Below are 24,260 nucleotides of genomic sequence, written 5' to 3'. Positions count from 1 at the left end.
ACGGCTCGGTTCATTGCCTCAGCCAATCACCAGCGGTAGGTAGCGCTGGCGACTACGCTGCGCTGGTCTCCGTAGTAGCAGTAGAAACCGTCGCAGGTGGAGATGTAGTCCTTGTCCAACAGGTTGGTGGCGTTGACCTGCAGCGACGCGCCCTTGAGGCTGCTGTCCAGGCGACCCAGGTCGTAGTGCACGGTAGCGTCGAACACGGTGTAGGAGTCGGCCTTGCCCAGGAAGGAGTTGGCCTGGTCGCCGTAGGTGTCGCCGGTGTAGCGGGCGCCGGCGCCGATGCCAAAGCCGTCCAGCACGCCGCTGTGCCAGGTGTAGTCAGCCCAGAGCGAAGCTTGCTTTTCAGGCATCAGTTGCAGGCGGTTACCTTTGAATGCGCCGTCTTGCACTTCGGACTTGGCCAGGGTGACGGCGCCGATCAGTTTCAGGTTTTCGGTGACATCGGAAACGGCTTCAAGCTCAAGGCCCTTGACCTTCACCTCACCGGTCTGGCTGGTGACCGTGATGTTGCCGACATTGTTGGTGACCGATACGTTTTTCTGGGTGAGGTCATACACCGCAGCGCTCAACAATGTGTCGCTGCCCGGAGGTTGGTACTTGATGCCCAGTTCCCATTGCTCGCCTTCGGTCGGTTTGAATGTCTTGTCGAATTCGGCACTGGCATTGAGAGCCGGCTGGAAGGATTGGGCATATGACAAGTAAGGGACAAACCCTGATTCGAACACGTAGCTGATGGCGGCATTGCCGGAGAACTTCTTGTCGCGCTCGGTATTGGTGGCATCGCCCTTGTTGAAGTACTTGGTACCGGTATGCACCCAGTCTTCACGCCCGCCCAGAGTCAGGCGCCATTGGTCGAGGGCCATCTGATCCTGGACATAGACGCCAGTCTGGTAGGTTTTCTGGTCGTAATCGAAGAACGCGGTAGAGCGTGGCGGACGCGTGATCGGCAAGCCATAGATCGGGTTGTTGACGTTGATGCCGGGGGCGCCGCCGAAGATCGAGGTGTAGTTGGTGTTGATGCGTTGGTGATCCAGGCCGAGCAGCAGGGTGTGCTGGATATCGCCGGTGGCAAAGTCGCCCTGGAAGTTGTTGTCCACGGCGAACTGGCTGATGTCTTCGTCGACATTGGTGGTGTTGCGGCCGGTGTTGCCCTGGTTGTCCACTTCACTGAACGGGGGGAAGAAAGCGTTCACGGTTACTTGCTGAAATTCCAGGTCCGACTTGGTGTAACGCAGGTTCTGCCGGAACTGCCAGACATCGTTGAAACGGTGTTCAAAGGCGTAGCCCAATGCGTAGTAGGTGCGGTCGTAGTAATCGTAGTTCGGGTCGCCCAGGTTCTTGTGATGGGAGATCTTGCCGAACGGCATGTCGATCTTGGTGCCCTGGATCGGGTAAAACTGGCTGGTAACACCGGTATCGTCGCGGGTGAATTGCGAGAGGAAGGTCAGCGAGGTATCGGGGTCGATGTTCCAGGTCAGACTGGGCGCGATGTTGTAGCGTTTGTCGTCGATGTGATCGATCTGGGTGCCGCCATCTCGCAGTACGCCGCTGAGGCTGTAGAGGAACTGGCCCTGGTCGTCGACTTTGCCGGTGCTGGCGAAGTTGATCTCGCGGAAATTGTCGCTACCGTATTGCAGCTGTATCTCGTTGCTGGACTCTGCGCTCGGGCGACGGCTGACCATATCGAGCAGGCCACCGGGAGGGGTCTGGCCATAGAGGGACGAGGCCGGACCACGCAGCAGGGCGACGCGGTCCAGGTTCCAGGTTTCCGGTTTCGGGTTGGCGTACACGCCCCTTGGCAGAGGCAGACCGTCCAGGAATTGGGTCGGTTCGAAGCCACGCACACGCAGCCAGTCGATGCGTGTGTCACTGCCGAAGCTGCTGGCAGTGATACCTGGCATATAGCGCACCGCGTCGTCCAGGCTGTGCACGGCGCGATCGTCCATCTGATCGCGCGTGGCAATGGAGATCGAGCGGGGTACTTCGACCAGGGCGGTATCGGTCTTGGTGCCGGCTGCCGTGCGGTTGGCCAGGTAGCCTGTGACCGGTCCCCATGCGCTTTCCGAATCACTGCTGGCGTTTACGGCCGTTTCCGGCAAGTCCACTACCCCTTCAGGCGTCGCGACCAGGCTGTAGCTGCCGACGCTGCTCTGCTGCAATTGCAGGCCAGTACCGCGCAAGGCTTCGCGCAGGGCGCCTGCGGCGTCGAACTGGCCCTTGACCGGTGCCGAGGTGCGGCCGCTGGCCAGGCTTGGGTCCAGGCTCAGGGCCAGGCCCGCCTGGCTGGCGATTTGCGTGAGGGTGGTCGACAACGGTCCCGCCGGAAGATCGTAACTGCGCACGCTGCTGGCTGCTTCGGCGGCGATCAGCGGGCTGCTCGCCAGCGGTACGGCCAAGGCGATGGCCATAGCCATCAGGCTGGGGCGCAGAAGGGTTTCGAATGGGCGGGACATGCGACGGCTCCAGGAAGAAATTAATTGTTCAATGACCCTGTGCCGAGCGAAAAACGAAAAGTGATAGGGGTTATCGAAAATAATTTAGATTTAGAATTGCATGGGCGACCGCTGTGCGGTCGATCGCTGGCAAGCCAGCTCCCACAAAAGCACCAGTAGAGGTTGTGATGAACTCTGTGGGAGCGGGCTTGCCCGCGATAAGACCCGAAGGGTCTTCAAGGTTTGTCGTTACGAGCTACTACAGTCACCCACCAAGGCGTGTGCTCTTCGATCTGCACCGGCAATGTCGGCATCAACGATTTGAGCGCCAGGTCCGTGTTGGTCAGCGGGAAACTGCCGGTGATACGCAGCTCCGCAACTTCCGGGCTGACGCCCAGATAGCCGCTGCGATACCGTCCAAGCTCATGGACCAGGTCGTCAAGGCGGGCGTTGTCGACCACCAGCATGCCGCGGGTCCAGGCATCGGCTCCGGGTGCCACGGCGAGGGTGGCGCCGAGGCCATCCTGGCGCATCACCACCTGCTGGCCTTCGCGCAGGATCTGTTCGCCCTGGTCGTGCTCGGGCCGGGCTGCGACCGCCGATTGCAGCACGCTCAAGCGCGTGCCGTCTTCTTCGAGTTTGACCAGGAAGCGGGTTCCAAGTGCACGCATGCGGCCATCGGACGTCGCGACAATGAAAGGTCGGTCGTCCTTGTGCCCGGTTTCGATGAAGATTTCACCTTCCTGCAACACGATCAGGCGTTGCTTGTCATCGAAGCGCACATCCACCGCACTGTGGGTATTGAGGTTGAGCAACGTGCCATCGGCCAGGCGCATCATGCGCTGTTCACCGGTGCCCGTACGCTGGTCGGCGAGCCAGTAATTCACATGCAGGTAGTTCTGGCCCAGGAACAAGGCCAGGCCACCGACCAGCACCACACTGGCAACGCCTCTGCCCAGCTGGCGAACCTGCCGCCGCAGGCTTGCGCGGGACTGCAGCAAGGACTTGCGCGCCGGACCTGCGGCAGCATTGAAACGTTGATCGACCATGCCCAATTGCATCCAGGCGCGAGCGTGCTCCTCATCGGCGGCGTACCATTTGTGGAATTCGGCGCGCTCGATTTCGCTGCCATTGCCGCAGTCCAGGCACAGCTGCCAGGCAATGGCGGCATCGAGTACCCGGGCCGAAACCGGCTTGGAACCGACCGGGCTCATGTTGGCTCACCGTAGAGTGCGACATAGCACTGTCGCATGCCTTGGGCCAGGTATTGGCGCGCACGCGGTACCGACACGCCCAGGCGCTCGGCGATCTCGGCGTGGGCCAGACCATCCAGCCGACTGTACAGGAATGCGGCGCGAGCCTTGCTCGACAGCTTGCCGAGCAGGCGGTCGATGGCTTTGAGGTCTTCAAGGATCAGGTATTGTTCTTCCAGGGAGGGCTGTTCGGCCTCCGGGATCAGCATCAGTTCGGCCAGATAGGCCTGCTCCAGTGCTGTGCGGCGGAAATGGTCGAACAACAAGCCCTTGGCAATGGCCACCAGAAACGCACGAGGTTCGCGAGGGGTAGCGAGCTGATCACGCCCGAGCAAACGCACGAAAGTGTCCTGGCTCAAGTCCTCGGCGCGCTGCGGACAGGCGATATTGCGCCGCAGCCAGGCGAGCAGCCAGCTGCGATGGTCGCGATAGAGCATGCCGACCAGTTCGCTGTGGGGGCTTTGGACAGACGACAAGGACTTCCCCGAAAAAGAAAAATATAACTAACGAGAATTATTCGCGATTGTGTCAGAGCCAGATACTCTGCGCAATTGGCGTTTGTCGGATGTTTCCTCGGAATTCGTGCGATTTCAAGGTCAAAATGAGTGAGATTGTTGGCGGCGACGCCATTGATTGAGTCGTTGCTCCAACAGCTGCGGGCTGTCGATTTGCTGGCGCCGCGCCTTGCTGAACAGGATCAAGGCCAATTCGGCAGTGACCAGGGCATCGGCACTGGCATGATGGCGGGCCTGGGCCTGCAGGCCAAAATACGCGGTCCAGTCATCCAGGGCGGCCTCGCGCAGGGTTGCGTGAGGGCAGAGCATGGGCGCCAGTTCCGCCAGATCGAAAAAGCGGTGCTGCAGACGGAAGCCGAGTCTGTCCTTGAGGGCACGGGTGAGCATGCGTTGATCGAAAGGCGCATGGAACGCCAATACCGGGCTGTCGCCGATAAACTGCAGCAGATCCAGGAGGGCATCGGCAGGGTTGCTGCCAGCCGCGATCGCACTGGGACCCAGGCCATGGATCAGCACACTGGGGCCCGGCTTCAGGTCGCTGCACTGCAGGGTGCGCTCGAACTGTTGGCCCAGGTCGATGGCTGCGTCTTCGATCACCACTGCGCCAATCGACAGCACCTGATCGCGATTCAGATTGAGCCCCGTGGTTTCCAGGTCGAGCACCACCCAGCGCTGTTCGCGCAGGGATTTTTCTGTCAATTGGCCAGGGTTGGCCAGGCCTTGCAGGCGTTCTTGCTGCTGTGGGGTGAGCAGCGGTTGGCGGGGGCACAACCAGGCCAGCAGGCTCATAACTGATACCGCACTGTCAGGCTGCTTTGCAGGCGCTGGGCCTGGCGCAGGGATTCGCGCAGGATGCGTCGATCCAGGTCGTTGAGGCTATCGGGGTCGACGCGGTTGGAGTAGGGCAGGTTGTGCCGGGTCTGGAGTTGATGTTGTTGCATGCGGGTTTGCTGGATGAAGTGATAGGCCTCTTCGTAGGCGGCACCGTCGAGGCGGTCGATGACCTCCTTGGCCACCAGTTGGCGCAAGCGTTCGAGGGTGTTGTTGGCCTCGATGCCATGGGCGAGCGCAAGCAATCGTGCACCGTCGACGAAGGGCGTCAGGCCCTGAACCTTCAGGTCGAGTGTGGCCGCCTTGTCATTGCCCTTGCGAGTCAGCACGAAGTCGCGCAAGCGCCCCACCGGGGGACGCTGACGCAAGGCGTTCTCGGCCATCATGCGCTGGAACAGGCGGTTGTCGGCCACCTGATCGAGGATGCCGCGGCGCAGTTGTTCACAGGCCTGTTCCGCGCCCCAGACCACCCGCAAGTCGAAATAGATGCTCGAGCCGAGCAGGTTTTCCGGTGTCGCCTCGCGAATGAAGGCCGCGAAACGTCGTGCCCATTCGGCGCGCGACAGGCACAGCTCAGGGTTGCCGGCCATGATGTTGCCCTTGCACAGGGTAAAGCCGCAGTGCGCCAGGCTCTGGTTGATCTGTTGCGCCAGCGGCAGCAGTACGCTGCGGATCTCGGCGGCATGGGCGGCATCGCGAGCCTCGAACAGGATGCCGTTGTCCTGGTCGGTGTGCAGTGTTTGCTCGCGTCGCCCTTCGCTGCCGAAACACAACCAGCTGAAAGGGATACCCGGATCGCCTTTCTCTTCGAGCACCAGTTCGATGACCCGGCAGACCATGTGATCGTTGAGCAGGGTGATGATCTGGGTAATCTGGGTCGAGGATGCGCCGTGGGCGAGCATGCGCTCGACCAGTTGGCCGATTTCCCCGCGCAGCGCCGCCAGGCTTTCGATGCGCGAGGCATGGCGGATGGTGCGGGCCAGGTGGACCAGGTCGACCCGCTGCAGCGAAAACAGGTCGCGTTCGGAAACCACGCCACACAAACGCCGCTCCTTGATAAGGCAAACGTGGGCGATATGCCGTTCGGTCATGGCAATGGCCGCGTCGAAAGCCGTGGCATCGGGGCTGAGGGCAAAGGGTGACTGGGTCATGTGCCGGCCGATGGGGTCGCTGAAGTCGGCACTGGCGTCGGCCACCACCTGGCGCAAATCACGCAGGGTGAAAATCCCCAGGGGCGTCTTGTGTTCGTCGACGATCACGATGCTGCCGACCTGCTGTTCATGCATCAGTTTCACGGCTTCGCGCAGGGGCGCCTGCGGACCACAGGTCACCGGATGACGCATCGCCAGCTCGCCCAGGCGGGTATTGAGGGAATACTGGGTTCCCAGCGTTTCCACGGCTCGGCGCTGGACCTGCAGGTTGACCTGATCGAGCAGGCTGCTGACCCCGCGCAAGGCAAAGTCACGGAACGGGCTGGAGAGGGCAAAGAGCTTGATGAACGCCGGCTTGTTCAGCTGCAGGCAAAAGGTGTCTTCGGCGGCCAGGTGCTCGGTTCTCGTGGCCCGCTCGCCAAGCAGTGCCGCCAGCGGGAAGCATTCACCGGTGGCGATCTCGAAGGTGGTTTCGGTGCCGCGCCTGGCCGTGTGCGGCCGCTCCCCGACCACCTGCCCTTGCTTGACGATGTAGAAGTGTTCGATAGGGCCATCGCTGGGCTTGATGATGCTTTCGCCTTCGGCGAAGAAGCGCAATTGGCATTGCTCGACCAGATACGCCAAATGGGCGTTTTCCATCTGGTTGAAGGGTGGAAAGCGTTGCAGAAACTGCATGGTGCCCTGAATGTTCTGCAACACCGCAGTTTTTCCGGCCTGGGCGAAGGCGTCGGTTTTGCTCATGACCATGACCGCACTTTTATCGGTTTGTTTTTATCGATCTCCATGGTCGGCCGCCTGCCCGCGAGTGCCCATTGGACGTAAGTCTAAAAAAACACTTCAAACAGGCGAGCGCCTTGAGCATCATGGATCCAACTTTTCGGATGAACCGACGAAGTGCGGGTTGAAACATGTAGCAATGCGGTCTGAACTCAAGGAGAGGGCAGTGGACAGGGGCGTTGAGAATGAGAAGGTTATGTCAGACCACGATATTTTGAGTGACGCCGAGCGTGAAGCTATCAATGCCGTCATGCAGGAACCCGAGCTGCCCCCCCAGAAAGCCTTGATCGTCGAAGATGACAAGGCGACCCGCGAGTTACTGGCCGAGATTCTTCAGCTTCATGGCATCCAGTGCCTGACCGCCAAAAGTGCGGAGGAGGCCTTGAACTCAGTGGCCACCAACAAAGCCATCGGGCTGGTCATTACCGATCTGCGCATGGGACCGGTCGATGGTCTGGACTTGATTCGCCAGATACGCGAATCGGATCGGGCAAGTTTGCCCATCGTGATCATTTCCGGTGATGCGGGAGTTCGAGATGCCATCGAGGCCATGCATTTGAATGTGGTCGATTTTCTGCTCAAGCCGATTGATCCGCAGCAACTGATCAAATTGGCTCGGCAGGAGCTGGGGCTCGATTCCTCGCTGTAGGCAAATTCTTTATTTCTTGAGCGACATTTCCCAAGCATAATCAGTCAGCCTTGAACGCTGTTGCGCCTGAATTTTCAGATGGCTAGTCTTGCCCAGTCGTTGCCGATTCAACGACCGGGCTTGGTAATCCGATCTGCAAAAGGCGCATAGCGCCCCAAATTCATTGCATGGCGTTTTTTACGTCGACTGCAAGGTTTATGGTGGCTGTGCGCGGGAGGGCTTCGGTCCTGCCGGGTTCCTTTTGCCCCGGTTTACCAACCTGCGTACAGCTGCCACCCATTCGCTTGGTAACGAACGTGGCAGCTCCACAGCAGAAGGAGCTACTCCATGATAAAAATCGTCCCCGATCCACCTGCTTCAACTCCCACACGTTTCACCATCGAAAAGCCCTTCGGCACCGTCGACAGCAATGGTCAGCCCATGCTCACGGTACGCGGCGGCATTCCGGTCGAAGACGCCCTGGCCCATGCCACGACCCTGATCGAATGCGCTGAAGCCACAGCCTGGGATGTGGTCGATCATCTGCACCTGAATGACAAAGCGCTGGTGCTCGGGTTGTTTCACCAGCTGGATGCAGCGCAGGCGTTGATTGGTGCGGTATTGGACCACCCCGGCGCTCGCTGACCAACGCCGAACCCTCGTTCCCACGCTCCGCGTGGGAATGCAGAGCAAGACGCTCCAGCGTCGACTTCCCGGAGCGTGACGCAGAGTGTCACGGGATGCATTCCCACGCAGAGCGTGGGAACGAGAAGCCAAAAAAAAAGCCCCGGTCCTGCGACCGGGGCTTTTTGTTTTTACGCCTTACAAACCGTTCTTCGCCTTGAACTCACGACGACGACGGTGCAGCACCGGCTCGGTGTAGCCGTTCGGTTGCTTGGTACCTTCAACCACCAGTTCGACCGCCGCCTGGAAGGCGATGTTGCTGTCGAAATCGGGGGCCAGCGGACGGTACAGTGGGTCGTTGGCGTTCTGCCGGTCGACCACTGGCGCCATGCGCTTGAGGCTTTGCAGCACTTGCTCTTCGGTGACGATCCCGTGACGCAGCCAGTTGGCCAGCAGCTGGCTGGAAATGCGCAGAGTAGCGCGGTCTTCCATCAAGCCGACGTCATTGATGTCCGGCACTTTCGAGCAACCAACACCCTGGTCGATCCAGCGCACCACATAACCCAGGATGCCCTGGGCGTTGTTGTCCAGTTCGTTCTGGATCTCTTCGGCCGACCAGTTGGTGTTGGCGGCCAGAGGGATGGTCAGAATGTCATCGACCGAAGCGCGCTCGCGCTTGGCCAACTCGGCCTGGCGGGCGAACACATCGACCTTGTGATAGTGCAGGGCGTGCAGGGCGGCTGCCGTTGGCGACGGTACCCAGGCGGTGTTGGCACCGGCCAGAGGGTGGGCGATCTTCTGTTCGAGCATGGCAGCCATCAGGTCCGGCATGGCCCACATGCCTTTACCGATCTGGGCGCGACCTTGCAGGCCGGTGCTCAGGCCGATGTCGACGTTCCAGTTCTCGTAGGCGCCGATCCACTTCTCGGCTTTCATGGCGGCCTTGCGCACCACGGCGCCGGCTTCCATGGAAGTGTGGATTTCGTCGCCGGTGCGATCCAGGAAACCGGTGTTGATGAACACCACGCGCTCGCTGGCCGCCTTGATGCAGGCCTTGAGGTTGACCGTGGTACGGCGCTCTTCGTCCATGATCCCGACTTTCAGCGTGTTGCGCGGCAAGCCCAGGACGTCTTCGACGCGGCCAAACAGCTCGTTGGTGAACGCCGCTTCTTCCGGGCCGTGCATTTTCGGTTTGACGATGTAGACCGAACCGGTGCGGCTGTTCTTGCGCACGGTATTGCCATTGAGGCTGTGGATCGCCGACAGGCTGGTGACCAGGCCGTCGAGAATACCTTCCGGCACTTCATTGCCCTGGCCGTCGAGGATGGCATCGATGGTCATCAGGTGACCGACGTTGCGCACGAACAGCAGAGAACGGCCGTGCAGGCTCAGTTCGCTACCGTCGAGGGCGGTGTAGGTGCGGTCCGGGTTCATGGTGCGGGTAAAGGTTTCGCCACCCTTGGACACCGATTCAGCCAGATCGCCCTTCATCAGGCCGAGCCAGTTGCGGTAGATCACTACCTTGTCGTCGGCGTCGACAGCCGCCACGGAGTCTTCGCAGTCCATGATGGTGGTCAGCGCTGCTTCCATCAGCAGGTCGGTGACGCCGGCCGGATCGGTGCGGCCGATCGGGCTTGAGGCATCGATCTGGATTTCGAAGTGCAGACCGTTGTTCTTCAACAGGATGGCGGTCGGTGCTTGTGCGTCACCCTTGAAGGCGATCAGCTGGGCATCGTTGCGCAGGCCCGAGTTACTGCCACCCTTGAGGCTGACCACCAACTTGCCGTCGACGATCTTGTAGCCGGTGGAGTCGACATGGGAGCCGGCAGCCAGTGGCACGGCTTCGTCGAGGAAGGCACGGGCGAAGGCGATGACCTTGTTGCCACGTACCGGGTTGTAGCCTTTGCCTTTTTCCGCGCCGCCTTCTTCGCTGATGGCGTCGGTGCCGTACAGGGCGTCATACAGCGAACCCCAACGCGCATTGGAAGCGTTGAGGGCGAAACGGGCATTCATGACCGGCACGACCAGCTGCGGGCCGGCCATGCGAGCGATTTCGTCGTCGACGTTTTGCGTCGTAGCCTGGAAATCCGCCGCTTCTGGCAGCAGATATCCGATTTCTTGCAGGAAGGCCTTATAAGCCGTTGCGTCATGGGCCTGCCCTTGACGGGCCTGGTGCCAGGCGTCGATTCGCACCTGCAGGTCGTCACGCTTGGCCAGCAGCGCTTTGTTCTTCGGAGCGAGGTCGTTGATGATCTTTTCCGCGCCCGCCCAGAACTGTTCGGCGGTTACGCCAGTTCCAGGAATGGCTTCGTTATTCACGAAGTCGAACAGGACTTTGGCGACCTGAAGGCCACCGACTTGAACGTGTTCAGTCATTGCTTGCCTCACTCTGCTCAGCTATTCAGCTCTTCTATTTAAAGCCTGTAGCGCTTCTCTAAACACGGTACCAGAACATGCCCTTGCGGGCGGCTGGGCTCGCCTGCCAGCGCTTGCTGGCGGGGCTTTCCATGTTTTCACAGGCGCCTTGGCAGACATCGATGCAACATTATGTAGTCCGCGCTGCGGCATACTACATGATGAGATGCGGTTGTGAAAATCAGACTAAATACGTCGTTCCGCGACCGGCATGAGCTGTGCGGTCACGGCGAGGAGACTTATGTTCTCAAAAAAACGGTAGATTGTTCCAGATAAATCTTAAAACAGTACACGATTTATCTTTCGGGGCGTCTGCGGCAGGTTGCCGCGCCTTGCCTATACTTTCCCGATCCCCGGCGTTTTCGCAGCGCAATGCGGGCAACAAGTAGAGGGCAGCAGTGTGGATGATTTGGTATTGACAGTATTCGCCCCGGACAAAGCCGGTCAGGTCGAACGGATTGCACAATGCATTGCCGAGAATAACGGCAACTGGATGGAGAGCCGCGTATCGCGCATGGCGGGACAATTCGCCGGGATCGTGCGGGTGGCGGTGCCCGCCGAGTCCTACGATGAACTGGTCGGGGCCTTGAAGAAACTAGCAGAGCAAGGGATACGTGTGGTGATCTCCAATATCGGTATGGAGGATTCCTGCACCTGGAAACCCATTGCCATGGAGCTGGTCGGCAATGACCGGCCAGGTATTGTGCGCGATATCACCCGGCTGTTGAGCGAGCAGGGCGTGAACCTGGAGCGCTTGACCACGGAAGTTCGCCCGGCACCGATGAGCAGTGAGCCACTGTTCCATGCCGATGCGATTCTTGCCGTGCCTTTGACCCTGCCGCTGGAGCAATTGCAGGCGCGCCTTGAAGAGCTCGCTGATGATCTGATGGTCGAATTGGTGCTGCGTACCGAGTAGCACCAAGTTATCCCTTATTAACTTGGATGTGCCTGTGGATAAGCTGGGGAGACCCGGCGCAGAGCCAAGCCGGCCGCGGCTTTCCAAGTTATGAGCAAAAAACGAGCAGTTTCAAGGGCTTGTGCACAAACCGCGTGGATCAAGTTGTGGATAACCTTGGGAGATAGCGCTGCAGGCCACGATTGACGTGGCCTGTAGAGGTTTGTGCGTTTTTTGATCAGCTGCGCCGGCGCAGGCTCAGCCATATATCGACGCTGTAGAGTGCAAGGCCTGCCCAGATAAACATGAAGGCAACCAGGGTGCTGGAAGACAGATGCTCACCGAACAGCAGTACCGCTTGCAGTAGAACCAGCGTCGGCGCCAGGTACTGCAGAAAGCCCAGAGTCGTGTAGGGCAAATGGCGCGCAGCGGCGTTGAAGCTGACCAGCGGCACCAGGGTGATAGGCCCGGCTGCTATCAACCAGAGTGCCTGGGTGTTGGTATAGAACTCGGGCTGAGCGCTGGCCGCCAAGGGGTTCAACAGCATCCAGCCTATCGCCAGGGGTACCAGCATCCAGGTTTCCACCACCAGGCCGGGCAGTGCGGCGACCGGCGCCTGCTTGCGGATCAGACCGTAGAAGCCAAAGGTAAGGGCCAGCACCAGCGAGACCCAAGGCAGGCTGCCAACGTGCCAGACCTGCTGCGCCACCCCGATGGCGGCCAGGGCGACCGCCGCCCATTGCAGGCGCCGCAGTCGTTCTCCCAGCAGCAACATGCCGAGCAGGACGTTCACCAGCGGGTTGATGTAGTAGCCCAGGCTGGCCTCGACCATGCGCCCGTTGTTCACCGCCCAGACATACACCAGCCAGTTGCTGGCGATGAGCGTTCCACTGAGCGCCAGGATCGCCAGACGGCGTGGATTGTCGCGCAGTTCTCGCCACCAGCCGGGGTGCTTCCAGAACAGCAGCAGGAGTGAGCCGAACAGTGCCGACCACAGTACGCGGTGGACGATGATTTCCACCGCGGGTACCGCTGCGATGGCTTTGAAGTAAATCGGGAACAGTCCCCAGATGATGTAGGCGGTAAGGCCCAGGATATACCCGCGACGCGGGTTGGCGGCTTGCATGCAGAGTCCTTGCTTAGGCAGCTAACTAAAAACACAGCGTATTGTAGAGGGGCGTGCGCTTTAGAACAGTTTCAATGGCTCTTCATTGAGAGCCGCCAGTTGCTCGCGCAACGCCAGCACTTGGTCACCCCAATAGCGTTCGGAGCCGAACCAGCTGAAGCTGCGCGGGAATGCCGGATCGTCCCAGCGCCGTGCCAGCCAGGCGCTGTAGTGCATCAGGCGCAGTGCGCGCAAAGGTTCGATCAGGGCCAGTTCGCGCGGGTCGAAATCGTGGAACTCGCTGTAGCCATCCATCAGTTCGGACAACTGGCTCAGGCATTCCTGGCGATCGCCGGCGAGCATCATCCACAGGTCCTGCACCGCCGGGCCCATGCGGCAGTCATCCAGGTCGACGATATGGAACATCTCGTCGCGGCACATCATGTTGCCGGGGTGGCAATCGCCATGCATGCGGATGTTCTGGTGTGGCGTGACCTTGTAGATTTCTTCCACGCGCTTGAGCAGGTCGCGGGCGACCGATTCGTAGGCCGGCAGCAGGCTGCGTGGTACGAAGTTGCCTTTGAGCAGGGTGTTCAGCGAGTCGTGGCCGAAGTTCTGCACGCCCAGGGCTTCGCGGTGTGCGAAGGGGCGGGTGGCACCCACGGCATGCAGGCGGCCAAGCAGTTGCCCGAGGCGATAGAGTTGATCCAGGTTGCCGGGCTCCGGGGCACGGCCGCCACGACGGGGAAACAGGGTGAAGCGAAAGCCCTGGTGTTCGAACAGGGTGGCGCCGTTGTGGATAAGGGGGGCGACCACCGGCACTTCGCACTCTGCCAGTTCGGCGGTGAACTGGTGTTCTTCGAGGATGGCCTCGTTGGTCCAGCGGCCGGGGCGATAGAACTTGGCGATCAGCGGTTCGGCGTCTTCGATGCCGACCTGATAGACCCGGTTCTCGTAGCTGTTGAGGGCCATCACGCGGGCATCGCTGAGAAACCCGATGCTTTCGACAGCGTCGAGGACCAGGTCGGGTGTCAGTGTTTCAAAAGGGTGGGACATGCTCACTCCTGCGCGCGGCAGGCTGCCGCGTCCGGCCACCCATGGTAGCGCAGATGGCCGCGGTATAGGAGTTGCTGCATGTGCCTCGTTCCCACGCTCTGCGTGGGAATGCATCCAGCGACGCTCCGCGTTGCATTCGGGCGACGCTGGAGCGTCTTGCTCTGCATTCCCACGCAGAGCGTGGGAACGAGTGGGCGTGGGAAGCCTGGCGTCAGGCGCCGACGACCCCACCATCCTCCCGCCGAATCGCAATCACCGAAGACCGCGGCTTGCCGCCTGGCAAGTGTTCGGGGAACGTCGACCCACCATTCTCCCCCGGATGCTGAATCCCCACGAACAGCGTCCGTTGATCGGGTGCAAAGCTGATGCCGGTCACCTCACACCCCACCGGTCCGACCATGAAGCGCCGAATCTCGCCGCTGACCGGATCCGCGCAGAGCATCTGGTTGTTGCCCATGCCAGCGAAGTCGCCGCTGTTGCTGAAATCACCATCGGTCAGGATCCACAGGCGTCCATCCTTGTCGAAACCAAGGCCGTCTGGGCTGTTGAACATGTTCTGCGGGGTAATATTGGCCGAGCCGCCCTTCGGTGTGCCCGCGTGGACGCTGGGGTTGCCGGCGATCAGGAACAGGTCCCAGGTGAAAGTCATGGCGGCGTGATCGTCGCCCGTTTCGCGCCAGCGCAGGATCTGCCCGTAGACGTTTTTCTCGCGGGGGTTGGGGCCGCCTACCGGTTGGCCGTCTTCGCCGCGTTTGACGTTGTTGGTCAGGGTGCAATAGACCTGGCCGTCCTTGGGGCTGACCACGATCCATTCGGGGCGGTCCATGCGCGTGGCATTCAGCTGGCTGGCCGCCAGGCGCGCATGGACCAGGACCTGGGCCTGGCTGGCAAAGCCGTTGCTGGCGTCGAGCCCGGCTTTGCCGTGGGTCAGCTCCAGCCACTGGCCCTGGCCTTTGGGGTGGTCGGGATTGCCATCGCCGGCATCGAAGCGCGCCACGTACAAGGTGCCGTGGTCGAGCAGGTCACGGTTGGCCTTCGGGTTGTTGTGGTCGATGCGGTCACGGCTGATGAACTTGTAGATGAACTCACCGCGCTCATCGTCACCCATGTATACCACTGCACGGCCGTCGCGGGTTTCGGCCAGTGCGGCGTTTTCATGTTTGAAACGACCCAGGGCTGTGCGTTTGACAGGTGTCGATTGCGGGTCGAAGGGGTCGATCTCCACCACCCAGCCATGGCGATTCAGTTCATTGGGGGTGTGGGCCAGGTCGAAGCGCGGGTCATGCGCATGCCAGCCGATCTCCTTGCTGGCAACCGAGGCGCCGTAACGTTTCTGCGCGGCATCGAACACCTGGGCCGAATCGCTGCTGCCAAAACAGTCGGTGAAATTCTCTTCGCACGTCAGGTAAGTACCCCAAGGGGTCTTGCCGTTGGCGCAGTTCTGGAAAGTGCCGAGCACCTGGGTACCGCTGCTGTCGGCGTCGGTCTTGAGCAGGGCATCGCCAGCCGCCGGGCCGCTGACGCGGATCGGGGTATTGCCGTGGATTCGGCGGTTGTAGCGCGAGCCCTGAACGAATTGCCATTGGCCATTCTTGCGCTGCACTTCGATCACCGAGACACCTTCGCAGGCCTGGGCCTTGTGCACGTCTTCGGCGGAAGTCGGTTGGCCGCCGTGGGCAAAGAGGTAGCGGTAATTGGTGTATTCGTTGTTGATGGCCATCAACGCCCGGTTGTCGTCATCCGGGAAGGGGAACAGGCTCATGCCATCGTTGTTATCGCCGAACTGCTGTTCCTGGGACTTGGCGCTGCCATTGCCGCTGGGGTCGAAAGCCGGACCGTCCTGGTGCAGCGGTTGGCCCCAGCTGATGAGTACCGAAGAGGTGTAGCCGGATGGCAGGCTGATGGTGTCGCCGGTGGCAGCGGCGATGCCCTGGAAACCCAGCAACGGGCTGGCTTCGCTGACGCTGGCAGCCAGTACACTGCGGCTCAGCAAGCTGCCGCCCATGAACATGGCCGCGCCACACAGGGCGCCAGCGCTGATAAAGCCACGACGACTGAGGCCGACCATCTGTTCGAGGTCGGTGGGTTGGTTGTCTTCTAGTAGTTTCATGCCAGGCTCCCTGCGGATTTGGCAGTCACCTTAGTCATGGGGTGTGACGGTTTTGTGGCAGTTGGTGTGTTGTCTAGACGGCCCTATCGCTGGCAAGCCCGCTCCCACAGAGTTCACTTCACACCTGTGGGAACTGGATATCTGTGGGAGCTGGCTTGCCAGCGATGAGGCCATCAGCTTTTACACAGAAATACCAAGCAACACAGAGGACGGTGAAAACTCCACCTTCACCTCACTCCCCACCTGCAACCGCTGCGAACTCACCGCACACAAGGTCTGCCCATTGGCCAGGCCAATACGTACTTCATTGGGCCCCTCGTCATCCTCGAGGATCTCCTCGACCTGTCCGCTCAGGCAGTTGTTGCCGGGGCTAGCCACCTCATCGGCCGCGAGCACTTGCAGCCAGCCGGCCTTGATCAACGCGACCACCTGGGTGCCGACCTCCAGTTCCAGCCGCATCGTACTTTCGTGGGTGATCTGCGCATCAATGCTCAACCCCTGCGCCAGTTCCAGGCCAATCAGGTCATTGCGGCCATGGGCGGTAATGGCGCTGATGCGGCCCTGTAGCTGATTACGGGCACTGGTGCGCAGCATCAAGCGGCCGAGCAGGTCCAGGTCGCTGGCGTCCTCGGCGGCCTCGAGAATTTGTGCCTGCAAGGCTTGCAAGCGCTGATACAGGCGCAGCACCCGTTCGCCCTCGGCCGACAACCTGGCGCCACCGCCGCCACGCCCACCGACGCTACGTTCGACCAGCGGCTGGCTCGCCAGGTTGTTCAGCTCATCGATGGCATCCCAGGCCGCCTTGTAGCTCAGGCCTGCACTCTTGGCAGCGCGGGTGATCGAGCCTTGTTCGGCGATGTGCTGCAGCAGGGCGATGCGCTGCGGGCGGCGAACGATGTGTTGGGTCAACAGGGCGGGCAAAGACATGGGGGGAGCAATCCAGAAGTATCTGCCACGAAAGTGCCCGCCGACCCAGGGCAAGTCAAGTGCTACCGGGTTTGGGCGTGCGGGCCAGGCAATACACATCGACCCTTGCTGCGCCGGCGTCGATCAGCAGGCGGGCCAGGGCATCCGCCGTGGCGCCGGTGGTCAGGACATCATCGACCAGTGCCAGGTGCATCCCCTTGACCTGCGCACCCGGGGCCAGGGCAAAGGCATGGCGCAGGTTGCGCTTGCGCGCCAGGGCGTCCAGGTCCTGTTGGGCCTGGGTCTCACGCGAGCGCAACAGCAGGTGCTCGTCGCAGGTAATATCCAGGCTGGCGCTCAACCAGTTCGCCAGCATGGCCGCCTGGTTGAAACCCCGTTGGCGCAAGCGCTTGCGGGCCATGGGCACCGGCAACAAACGCTGTGGTCGTGGCAAACCTTCATCGAAGCTGTGTTCAAGCCAGTGGCCAAGCAGCTCCGCCAGCAGCCTGCCGAATGGCCAGCGGCTGTTGTGCTTGAAACGGGTGATCAGCGCGTCGATGGGGAAGCCGTAATACCAGGGCGCCTCGACTCGTTCGAACGCCGGTGGGTGTTTGCTGCACTGGCCACAGGTCAGGCCGGCGAAGGGCAAGGGTAGGGCACACACCTGGCAGTGCTCGTGCAACCAGGGCAGCTCGGCCTCGCAAGGAACGCAGAGGGGATAAGGGTTGTCAGTGCTTTCATTGCACAGCAAACATGATTGGTTGTTTTTTGTGCAGATGTAAACCAGCTTGTTTGGTGGTGGTTGACAGCGCATGGCTCTTCCTTAAATATGCCGCATATCCGTGTTGCGCCTGTGGGCTTTCCCTGCCCCTGGCGCCAGTCCAAGCATAATCAAGGAATCGCCCATGAGCGCCAGCACAACTGCAAATCTGCGTCACGACTGGACCCTGGCCGAGGTCAAGGCCCTCTTCGTCCAGCCCTTCAACGATTTGCTGTTTCAGGCGCAGACCGTGCACCGGGCGCATTTCGACGCCAATCGCGTGCAGGTTTCGACCTTGCTGTCGATCAAGACCGGGGCGTGCCCGGAAGATTGCAAATATTGTCCGCAGTCCGGTCACTACAACACCGGCCTTGAAAAAGAAAAGCTGATGGAGGTGCAGAAGGTCCTCGAAGAGGCTGCTCGCGCCAAGGCCATCGGTTCCACCCGTTTCTGCATGGGCGCGGCCTGGAAGCATCCATCGGCCAAGGACATGCCATACGTGCTGGAGATGGTCAAAGGCGTCAAGGCCATGGGGCTTGAGACCTGCATGACCCTCGGCCGCCTGGATCAGGACCAGACCGTCGCTCTGGCCGAAGCCGGCCTGGACTACTACAACCACAACCTCGATACCTCGCCGGAGTTCTACGGCAGCATCATCACCACCCGCACCTACAGTGAGCGCCTGCAGACCCTGGCCTACGTACGCGATGCCGGGATGAAGATCTGCTCCGGCGGCATCCTGGGCTTGGGCGAATCGCTGGACGATCGCGCAGGCCTGTTGATTCAATTGGCCAACCTGCCGGAACACCCCGAGTCCGTGCCGATCAACATGCTGGTGAAGGTGGCCGGTACGCCGCTGGAAAACGCCGATGATGTGGATCCGTTCGACTTCATCCGCATGCTCGCCGTGGCCCGCATTCTCATGCCCAAATCCCATGTGCGGCTGTCGGCCGGTCGCGAGGCGATGAACGAGCAGATGCAGGCCCTGGCCTTCTTCGCTGGTGCCAACTCGATTTTCTACGGCGAAAAACTGCTGACCACCGCCAACCCTCAGGCCGACAAGGACATGCAACTGTTCTCGCGCCTGGGCATCCTGCCTGAAGCGCGCGAAGAGCACGCCGATGAAGTGCATCAGGCGGCGATCGAGCAGGCGCTGGTCGAGCAGAAGAGCAGCGAGATGTTTTACAACGCCGCTTCTGCCTGAGGCGCGTATGACTTTCGATCTTCGTGCGCGACTGGAAGAACGTCGCGCCGCCTCGCTGTACCGTCAGCGGCCACTGCTCGAGAGCCCGCAGGGGCCTGAGGTGGTGGTCGATGGTCAGCCGCTGTTGGCCTTCTGCAACAACGATTACCTGGGCCTGGCCAACCATCCCGAGGTCATCAGGGCCTGGCGCGACGGTGCCGAGCGCTGGGGCGTTGGCGGCGGGGCTTCGCATCTGGTGATTGGCCACAGCGGCCCGCACCATGCCCTGGAAGAGGCATTGGCCGATCTCACAGGCCGTCCGCGTGCCTTGCTCTTTTCAACAGGCTACATGGCTAACCTGGGGGCGGTAACGGCGCTGGTCGGGCAGGGCGATACGGTGCTCGAAGACCGCCTCAATCACGCTTCCTTGCTCGATGCCGGCCTGCTCAGCGGCGCGCGTTTCAGTCGCTACCTGCACAACGATGCCGAGAGCCTCGCCAATCGCCTGGAAAAAGCCTGCGGCAATACCCTGGTGGTGACCGACGGGGTGTTCAGCATGGATGGCGATGTGGCTGACTTGCCGGCGCTGGCCCGGGTTGCCCGTGCCAAGGGCGCCTGGCTGATGGTCGATGACGCTCACGGCTTCGGCCCGCTGGGTGCAAACGGCGGCGGGATCGTCGAACACTTTGGCCTGAGTCAGGACGATGTGCCGGTGCTGGTCGGTACCCTGGGCAAGGCGTTCGGTACTGCTGGCGCCTTCGTGGCCGGTAGCGAAGACTTGATCGAAAGCATGATCCAGTTCGCTCGCCCCTATATCTACACCACCAGTCAGCCACCTGCGCTGGCGTGCGCCACCCTGAAAAGTCTTGAACTGCTGCGTAGCGAACACTGGCGGCGCGAGCATCTGGCGAGTCTGGTCCGGCAGTTCCGTGCCGGCGCCGAGCAGATCGGGCTCGAGTTGATGGACAGCTTCACGCCAATCCAGCCGATCATGATCGGTGAGAGCGAGCGCGCCTTGCGCCTGTCGCAGATGTTGCGTGAACGCGGCCTGCTGGTCACGGCTATTCGTCCACCGACGGTTCCAGCGGGCAGCGCCCGGCTGCGGGTCACCTTGTCCGCCGCCCACAGCGAAGCGCAAGTGCAACTATTGTTGAACGCGCTTGCCGAGTGTTACCCGCTGCTGGAGCCAGGCGATGCGTGATCAACTTGTCTTGCTGCCGGGCTGGGGCCTGGGCATCTCGCCGCTCGAACCTCTGGCCGCCGCACTGCAGGGGCTGGACGAGCATTTGCGGGTCGAGATCGAGCCGTTGCCGGAGCTCGCGTCCAGCGACCCGAGCGACTGGCTCGACGAATTGGATGCCACCTTGCCCGACAACGTCTGGCTGGGCGGTTGGTCATTGGGTGGCATGCTGGCCAGCGAGCTGGCGGCCCGTCGCGGTGATCGTTGCTGCGGCTTGCTGACCCTGGCGAGCAATCCCTGTTTTGTCGCGCGCGCCGACTGGCCGCACGCCATGGCCAGCGAAACCTTCGAGGCGTTCTTGCAAGGCTGCCGAAGTGAGCCCCATGCGACCCTCAAGCGATTTGCCTTGCTGTGTGCGCAAGGCGCGCAAGATGCGCGAGGGCTGGCGCGTCTGCTCAATAGCGCTGCGCCGCATGCACCTGCGGCGAGTCTGGAATATGGACTGGCCGTATTGGCGCAGCTCGATACCCGCCGGGCGTTGCAGGCCTTCAGTGGCCCGCAACTGCACCTTTTTGCGGGCGCGGACGGTCTCGTCCCTGCCGAGGTAGCTGGCGAGTTGCTGGCGCTGCTGCCGGATGTTGAAGTCGGCCTGATCGAACAGGCTTCCCACGCACTCCTTCTGGAGGCGCCCCATGAACTGGCTGCGGCTATCCAGGCCTTCTTGCATGAGTCCGGTGATGACTGATCTCTCTACGCCGGGTTTGCCCGGCAGCCTGCCAGACAAGCGCCAGGTGGCGGCGTCCTTTTCCCGCGCGGCCACCAGCTACGACAGCGTCGCCGAATTGCAGCGTGCGGTGGGTGCGGAGTTACTTGCACGCTTACCGCAGGACCTGCAGCCAGAACGCTGGCTCGATCTTGGCAGCGGCACCGGTTACTTCAGTCGCGTCCTGGCCAGCACCTACCCGAGCAGTCATGGTGTCGCCCTGGACATCGCCGAAGGCATGCTCCGGCATGCACGCCCTCAGGGTGGTGCGGAGCATTACATTGTCGGCGATGCCGAGCGCCTGCCATTGCAGTCACAGAGCTGCCAGTTGCTGTTTTCCAGCCTGGCCGTGCAGTGGTGCGCCGACTTTGCCGCCGTGCTTCGGGAAGGGCTGCGCGTCTTGCAACCGGGTGGCGTCATGGCGTTCGCCAGCCTCTGCGTCGGTACGCTGTATGAGCTGCGCGAGAGTTGGCAAGCCGTCGACGGTATGGTGCATGTCAATCGTTTCCGGCGTCTGGAGGATTATCAGCGGCTGTGTGAAAACAGTGGTTTGCAGGTGCTCAGCCTCGAGTCGCGGCCGCATGTGCTGTACTACCCTGACTTGCGTGGCCTGACTCATGAGCTCAAGGCGCTGGGTGCCCACAACCTCAACCCGGGAAGACCTGGGGGGTTGACCGGCAGAGCGCGTATGATGGGGTTGCGGCAGGCCTATGAAGGCTTTCGACAAAGCCAGGGTTTGCCAGCAACCTACCAGGTGGTCTATGCCGTACTGCACAAGCCGATAGCATAAGGGGACCGAAATGAGCGCTGCCTACTTCATCGCAGGCACTGACACGGACGTCGGCAAGACGACGATTGCATCAGGCCTGCTGCATGCCGCGAGTTTGAATGGACTTTCAACCCTCGGCGCCAAGCCGGTGGCATCCGGTTGCGATGTCACCCCCAAGGGCCTGCGCAACGCCGACGCATTGGCATTGATGGACGAAAGCTCGATAAAACTGAAGTACGAAGAGATCAATCCGTTTGCCTTCGAGCCGGCCATTGCGCCGCATCTGGCGGCAAGGGAGGCCGGTGTGGTCCTTGACGTGCAATCCTTGCTTGGGCCGATGCGCGACATACTGGCCAGGGAGGCGGATTTCACCCTGATCGAAGGCGCCGGTGGCTGGCGTGTACCGCTGTCCAACCAGGCCAACCTGTCCGACCTGGCCATGGCCCTGGGATTGCCGGTCATTTTGGTGGTGGGCGTGCGCCTGGGTTGCATCAACCATGCCTTGCTGACCGCCGAAGCCATTGCCCAGGACGGCCTGCAACTGGCCGGCTGGGTTGCGAATATCATCGATGGGAAGACCGCGCGGCTGGAAGAAAACCTCGCCACGCTGGCCGAACGCTTGCCCGCGCCTTGCCTGGGGCGTGTACCCAAGCTCAAGGTGGTGTCGCCAGAAGTGGTGGCCAGTCATCTGGAACTGGATCTGCTGGAACTCGATCTGGTCTAGCCTGATCGAAACATTCACCTGACTCATCCTTCGAAGGGCGCCCTCTTGGCGCTCTTTCATCCTGCTTTCAACTAATCTTTATATATTCACCATATCGTTGCTACGCGGCTGCGAGGCCTGTACTTGCGCGCTTTGCAGCCATTTGCCGCGCGGCTCGTACGAGTGACGCTTGACAAGGATTTGGAGTAAACGTATGTTTCAAACAACTGTTTGACCGGTTGTCAGCCACTGCTGCCCGGTCTCTCGCGATCACTCCATCCAGGATTCATCAGCAGAGGTTTATCGCTATGCCTGAATACAAGGCCCCCTTGCGTGATATTCGCTTCGTTCGTGACGAGCTGCTCGGCTACGAAGCGCACTATCAGAGCCTGCCGGCTTGCCAAGACGCAACCAAGGACATGGTTGACGCCATTCTTGAAGAAGGCGCCAAGTTTTGTGAACAGGTGTTGGCTCCGCTGAACCGCGTCGGGGACCTGGAAGGTTGCACCTGGAGCGAGTCGGGCGTGAAAACCCCAACCGGCTTCAAGGAGGCCTACAACCAGTTCGTCGAAGGTGGCTGGCCAAGTCTGGCCCACGCTGTCGACCACGGTGGCCAAGGCCTGCCGGAGTCCCTGGGCCTGGCGATCAGCGAAATGGTCGGCGAGTCGAACTGGTCCTGGGGCATGTACCCTGGCCTGTCCCACGGCGCCATGAACACCATTTCCGAGCACGGCACCCACGAACAGCAAGAGACTTACCTGACCAAGCTGGTTTCGGGAGAGTGGACCGGCACCATGTGCCTGACCGAGCCTCACTGCGGTACCGACCTGGGCATGCTGCGCACCAAGGCCGAGCCACAGGCTGACGGCAGCTACAAAGTCACCGGCACCAAGATCTTCATCTCGGCCGGTGAGCACGACATGGCCGGCAACATCGTCCACATCGTGCTGGCACGCCTGCCCGATGCTCCTGCCGGCACCAAAGGCATTTCCCTGTTCATCGTTCCCAAGTTCCTGCCTAACGCCGACGGCACTGTTGGTGAGCGCAACGGCGTGAGCTGTGGCTCCATCGAACACAAGATGGGCATCCACGGCAACGCCACCTGCGTGATGAACTTCGACGCGGCCACCGGTTTCCTGATCGGCCCGGCGAACAAAGGCCTGAACTGCATGTTCACCTTCATGAACACCGCACGTCTGGGTACTGCACTGCAAGGCCTGGCGCACGCCGAAGTCGCCTTCCAGGGTGGCCTGAAATACGCTCGCGACCGCCTGCAAATGCGTTCCCTGACCGGCCCGAAAGCGCCGGAAAAGGCTGCCGACCCGATCATCGTGCACCCTGATGTGCGCCGCATGTTGCTGACCATGAAAGCGTTCGCCGAAGGCAACCGCGCGATGGTCTACTTCACCGCCAAGCAGGTCGATATCGTCAAGTACAGCCAGGATGAAGCAGCGAAGAAGCAGGCTGATTCCCTGTTGGCATTCCTGACGCCGATCGCCAAGGCCTTCATGACTGAAGTGGGCTTCGAGGCGGCCAACCACGGCGTGCAGATCTACGGCGGCCACGGCTTCATCGCCGAGTGGGGCATGGAGCAGAACGTTCGCGATAGCCGCATTTCCATGCTGTACGAAGGCACCACCGGCGTTCAGGCGCTGGACCTGCTCGGCCGTAAAGTGCTGATGACTCAAGGCGAGGCTCTGAAAGGCTTCACCAAGATGGTCCACAAGTTCTGCCAGAACAACGAAGGCAACGAAGCGGTCAAAGAGTTCGTCGAGCCGTTGGCTGCGCTGAACAAAGAGTGGGGCGAGCTGACCATGAAGGTCGGTATGGCTGCCATGAAAGATCGCGAAGAAGTCGGCGCGGCTTCCGTGGACTACCTGATGTACTCCGGCTATGCCTGCCTGGCTTACTTCTGGGCCGATATCGCTCGCCTGGCTGCCGAGAAACTGGCTGCCGGCACCAGCGAAGAGGCGTTCTACACCGCCAAGCTGCAGACTGCGCGCTTCTACTTCCAGCGCATCCTGCCGCGTACCCGCACTCACGTTGCCACCATGCTGTCAGGCGCCAACAACCTGATGGACATGAGCGAAGAGAACTTCGGCCTGGCTTACTGAGTCACGGGCTGATTCTCAAGCCGCCTGCCCTTACGGGGCAGGCGGTTTTTTTATGCTCGCAGTCACGGCCAACGCGCACTCCTG

The 24,260-nt window shown here is 61.2% G+C and carries 20 protein-coding genes; 9 read left to right on the top strand and 11 right to left on the bottom strand.

The window, feature by feature from the left end; translation table 11 throughout:
• Positions 1-26: 26 nt before the first annotated feature.
• From F2S13_RS25980 to F2S13_RS25960, 5 genes are all read right to left on the bottom strand, one after another.
• Positions 27-2,459 (bottom strand): TonB-dependent siderophore receptor, encoded by a 2,433-nt coding sequence (locus F2S13_RS25980; protein ID WP_166366302.1) that lies wholly within the window; start codon positions 2,457-2,459, stop codon positions 27-29.
• Positions 2,460-2,674: 215 nt separating this feature from the next.
• Entirely contained in the window at positions 2,675-3,652 is a 978-nt protein-coding gene (locus F2S13_RS25975; protein WP_166366300.1) for a FecR domain-containing protein, read from the bottom strand.
• The gene (locus F2S13_RS25970) at positions 3,649-4,128 is read right to left on the bottom strand and encodes an RNA polymerase sigma factor (RefSeq protein WP_246238006.1); all 480 of its coding nucleotides are present in this window, start codon (positions 4,126-4,128) and stop codon (positions 3,649-3,651) included. Before F2S13_RS25970 ends, F2S13_RS25975 begins: the two co-directional genes overlap by 4 nt.
• A gap of 159 nt (positions 4,129-4,287) precedes the next feature.
• Complete coding sequence (locus F2S13_RS25965) at positions 4,288-4,995, bottom strand: 3'-5' exonuclease (protein WP_166366296.1); 708 nt, start codon at positions 4,993-4,995, stop codon at positions 4,288-4,290.
• A complete protein-coding gene (locus F2S13_RS25960) occupies positions 4,992-6,929 on the bottom strand; it encodes a putative nucleotidyltransferase substrate binding domain-containing protein (protein WP_343047603.1) in 1,938 nt (645 codons plus the stop codon). The genes F2S13_RS25965 and F2S13_RS25960 overlap by 4 nt, the downstream gene beginning before the upstream one ends.
• A 232-nt stretch (positions 6,930-7,161) precedes the next feature.
• Here F2S13_RS25960 and F2S13_RS25955 point away from each other — a divergent pair, with 232 nt between their 5' ends.
• On the top strand, positions 7,162-7,614 hold the full coding sequence (locus F2S13_RS25955; RefSeq protein ID WP_166366324.1) for a response regulator: 453 nt from the start codon (positions 7,162-7,164) through the stop codon (positions 7,612-7,614).
• A gap of 327 nt (positions 7,615-7,941) precedes the next feature.
• On the top strand, positions 7,942-8,238 hold the full coding sequence (locus F2S13_RS25950) for a DUF6124 family protein (RefSeq protein WP_166366285.1): 297 nt from the start codon (positions 7,942-7,944) through the stop codon (positions 8,236-8,238).
• A gap of 177 nt (positions 8,239-8,415) precedes the next feature.
• Here F2S13_RS25950 and F2S13_RS25945 read toward each other — a convergent pair whose 3' ends face one another.
• The gene (locus F2S13_RS25945) at positions 8,416-10,593 is read right to left on the bottom strand and encodes a malate synthase G (protein ID WP_166366283.1); all 2,178 of its coding nucleotides are present in this window, start codon (positions 10,591-10,593) and stop codon (positions 8,416-8,418) included.
• A 439-nt stretch (positions 10,594-11,032) separates the two neighbouring features.
• Between F2S13_RS25945 and F2S13_RS25940 the strand changes: the two genes are divergently transcribed.
• A complete protein-coding gene (locus tag F2S13_RS25940) occupies positions 11,033-11,548 on the top strand; it encodes an ACT domain-containing protein (RefSeq protein ID WP_166366281.1) in 516 nt (171 codons plus the stop codon).
• A 217-nt stretch (positions 11,549-11,765) separates the two neighbouring features.
• Here the strand turns inward: F2S13_RS25940 and rarD are convergent, their stop codons facing one another.
• From rarD to F2S13_RS25915, 5 genes are all read right to left on the bottom strand, one after another.
• Positions 11,766-12,653: an EamA family transporter RarD gene (rarD, locus tag F2S13_RS25935; protein WP_166366279.1), complete on the bottom strand. Its 888-nt coding sequence runs from the start codon at positions 12,651-12,653 to the stop codon at positions 11,766-11,768.
• A gap of 60 nt (positions 12,654-12,713) precedes the next feature.
• Positions 12,714-13,688: a serine/threonine protein kinase gene (locus F2S13_RS25930; RefSeq protein WP_166366277.1), complete on the bottom strand. Its 975-nt coding sequence runs from the start codon at positions 13,686-13,688 to the stop codon at positions 12,714-12,716.
• Positions 13,689-13,899: 211 nt separating this feature from the next.
• Positions 13,900-15,798: a PhoX family protein gene (locus F2S13_RS25925; RefSeq protein WP_166366275.1), complete on the bottom strand. Its 1,899-nt coding sequence runs from the start codon at positions 15,796-15,798 to the stop codon at positions 13,900-13,902.
• Positions 15,799-15,978: 180 nt separating this feature from the next.
• On the bottom strand, positions 15,979-16,725 hold the full coding sequence (locus F2S13_RS25920) for a TOBE domain-containing protein (RefSeq protein ID WP_166366272.1): 747 nt from the start codon (positions 16,723-16,725) through the stop codon (positions 15,979-15,981).
• A gap of 55 nt (positions 16,726-16,780) precedes the next feature.
• A complete protein-coding gene (locus tag F2S13_RS25915; RefSeq protein WP_166366270.1) occupies positions 16,781-17,518 on the bottom strand; it encodes a ComF family protein in 738 nt (245 codons plus the stop codon).
• A gap of 91 nt (positions 17,519-17,609) precedes the next feature.
• On the opposite strand from F2S13_RS25915, the gene bioB reads away from it, so the two are divergent.
• From bioB to F2S13_RS25885, 6 genes are all read left to right on the top strand, one after another.
• Complete coding sequence (bioB, locus tag F2S13_RS25910) at positions 17,610-18,668, top strand: biotin synthase BioB (protein ID WP_166366268.1); 1,059 nt, start codon at positions 17,610-17,612, stop codon at positions 18,666-18,668.
• Between the two features lie 7 nt (positions 18,669-18,675).
• A complete protein-coding gene (gene bioF, locus F2S13_RS25905) occupies positions 18,676-19,848 on the top strand; it encodes an 8-amino-7-oxononanoate synthase (RefSeq protein WP_166366266.1) in 1,173 nt (390 codons plus the stop codon).
• Positions 19,841-20,572: an alpha/beta fold hydrolase gene (locus F2S13_RS25900; protein ID WP_166366265.1), complete on the top strand. Its 732-nt coding sequence runs from the start codon at positions 19,841-19,843 to the stop codon at positions 20,570-20,572. The genes bioF and F2S13_RS25900 overlap by 8 nt, the downstream gene beginning before the upstream one ends.
• A complete protein-coding gene (gene bioC / locus F2S13_RS25895; RefSeq protein WP_166366264.1) occupies positions 20,565-21,380 on the top strand; it encodes a malonyl-ACP O-methyltransferase BioC in 816 nt (271 codons plus the stop codon). The genes F2S13_RS25900 and bioC overlap by 8 nt, the downstream gene beginning before the upstream one ends.
• Before the next feature lie 10 nt (positions 21,381-21,390).
• On the top strand, positions 21,391-22,083 hold the full coding sequence (bioD, locus tag F2S13_RS25890; protein WP_166366263.1) for a dethiobiotin synthase: 693 nt from the start codon (positions 21,391-21,393) through the stop codon (positions 22,081-22,083).
• A gap of 287 nt (positions 22,084-22,370) precedes the next feature.
• Entirely contained in the window at positions 22,371-24,176 is a 1,806-nt protein-coding gene (locus tag F2S13_RS25885; protein ID WP_166366262.1) for a phenylacyl-CoA dehydrogenase, read from the top strand.
• The last annotated feature ends 84 nt before the right edge of the window (positions 24,177-24,260 follow it).

It is taken from the genome of Pseudomonas akapageensis (assembly GCF_011355085.1).
GTDB classification, from domain to species: Bacteria; Pseudomonadota; Gammaproteobacteria; order Pseudomonadales; family Pseudomonadaceae; genus Aquipseudomonas; species Aquipseudomonas akapageensis.
Note: the sequence above shows the minus strand (reverse complement) of the source record. Positions and strands in the feature narration are given on the sequence as shown.

Excerpts from the sequence above, each read along its gene's own strand:
- F2S13_RS25980 (WP_166366302.1), bottom strand. The coding sequence starts at position 2,459 with ATGTCCCGCCCATTCGAAACCCTTCTGCGCCCCAGCCTGATGGCTATG.
- F2S13_RS25975 (WP_166366300.1), bottom strand. The coding sequence starts at position 3,652 with ATGAGCCCGGTCGGTTCCAAGCCGGTTTCGGCCCGGGTACTCGATGCC.
- F2S13_RS25970 (WP_246238006.1), bottom strand. The coding sequence starts at position 4,128 with ATGCTCTATCGCGACCATCGCAGCTGGCTGCTCGCCTGGCTGCGGCGC.
- F2S13_RS25965 (WP_166366296.1), bottom strand. The coding sequence starts at position 4,995 with ATGAGCCTGCTGGCCTGGTTGTGCCCCCGCCAACCGCTGCTCACCCCA.
- F2S13_RS25960 (WP_343047603.1), bottom strand. The coding sequence starts at position 6,929 with ATGAGCAAAACCGACGCCTTCGCCCAGGCCGGAAAAACTGCGGTGTTG.
- F2S13_RS25955 (WP_166366324.1), top strand. The coding sequence starts at position 7,162 with ATGTCAGACCACGATATTTTGAGTGACGCCGAGCGTGAAGCTATCAAT.
- F2S13_RS25950 (WP_166366285.1), top strand. The coding sequence starts at position 7,942 with ATGATAAAAATCGTCCCCGATCCACCTGCTTCAACTCCCACACGTTTC.
- F2S13_RS25945 (WP_166366283.1), bottom strand. The coding sequence starts at position 10,593 with ATGACTGAACACGTTCAAGTCGGTGGCCTTCAGGTCGCCAAAGTCCTG.
- rarD (WP_166366279.1), bottom strand. The coding sequence starts at position 12,653 with ATGCAAGCCGCCAACCCGCGTCGCGGGTATATCCTGGGCCTTACCGCC.
- F2S13_RS25930 (WP_166366277.1), bottom strand. The coding sequence starts at position 13,688 with ATGTCCCACCCTTTTGAAACACTGACACCCGACCTGGTCCTCGACGCT.
- F2S13_RS25925 (WP_166366275.1), bottom strand. The coding sequence starts at position 15,798 with ATGAAACTACTAGAAGACAACCAACCCACCGACCTCGAACAGATGGTC.
- F2S13_RS25920 (WP_166366272.1), bottom strand. The coding sequence starts at position 16,725 with ATGTCTTTGCCCGCCCTGTTGACCCAACACATCGTTCGCCGCCCGCAG.
- F2S13_RS25915 (WP_166366270.1), bottom strand. The coding sequence starts at position 17,518 with ATGCGCTGTCAACCACCACCAAACAAGCTGGTTTACATCTGCACAAAA.
- bioB (WP_166366268.1), top strand. The coding sequence starts at position 17,610 with ATGAGCGCCAGCACAACTGCAAATCTGCGTCACGACTGGACCCTGGCC.
- bioF (WP_166366266.1), top strand. The coding sequence starts at position 18,676 with ATGACTTTCGATCTTCGTGCGCGACTGGAAGAACGTCGCGCCGCCTCG.
- F2S13_RS25900 (WP_166366265.1), top strand. The coding sequence starts at position 19,841 with ATGCGTGATCAACTTGTCTTGCTGCCGGGCTGGGGCCTGGGCATCTCG.
- bioC (WP_166366264.1), top strand. The coding sequence starts at position 20,565 with ATGACTGATCTCTCTACGCCGGGTTTGCCCGGCAGCCTGCCAGACAAG.
- bioD (WP_166366263.1), top strand. The coding sequence starts at position 21,391 with ATGAGCGCTGCCTACTTCATCGCAGGCACTGACACGGACGTCGGCAAG.
- F2S13_RS25885 (WP_166366262.1), top strand. The coding sequence starts at position 22,371 with ATGCCTGAATACAAGGCCCCCTTGCGTGATATTCGCTTCGTTCGTGAC.